Source organism: Cupriavidus sp. 05T42 (genome assembly GCF_056396345.1).
In genome coordinates this window covers 1-417 of record NZ_JBFTLH010000070.1, presented here as the reverse complement: position 1 = coordinate 417, position 417 = coordinate 1, and the positions used below count along the sequence as shown (strand labels likewise).

Below are 417 nucleotides of genomic sequence, written 5' to 3'. Positions count from 1 at the left end.
ATCGCCGCCCAATTACCTTGGGCAAGATTGTCGCCAAAGCTACCAATACCGGTGTCACCGAGGTTAATTCCCGCTGTAATGCCTCGGGTCGCCCCAGCTGTCATGCCAGACACAACGCCCGCCTTCAGCGCCGCGCCGATGTTCAACGAACCGGTTGTGATGACCTGGGTCACCATGCTCGACAGCGTGGCCGAGATGGCTGCATCGATGGCCACGGCAATCATTGCCTGGGCGATCGTCATCTGGGCCATGGCTACGCCCATCAGCGCCGCCCCCGCCCCAGCCGTAACAATCGAGATCGCCACCGCCGCGACCATCGCCACAATCTGGCCGATGATGCCGAAGCCCTTCTTTTCCTTGATAAACCGGGTGTGGATGTCGTCCTGGAGCGTGTCCTCGGTGTAGTTCAGCCCGAGG

The 417-nt window shown here is 61.2% G+C and carries 1 pseudogene; it reads right to left on the bottom strand.

The window, feature by feature from the left end:
* Positions 1 to 417, bottom strand: a pseudogene (locus AC1EJR_RS27365) (hypothetical protein); the annotation flags it as partial.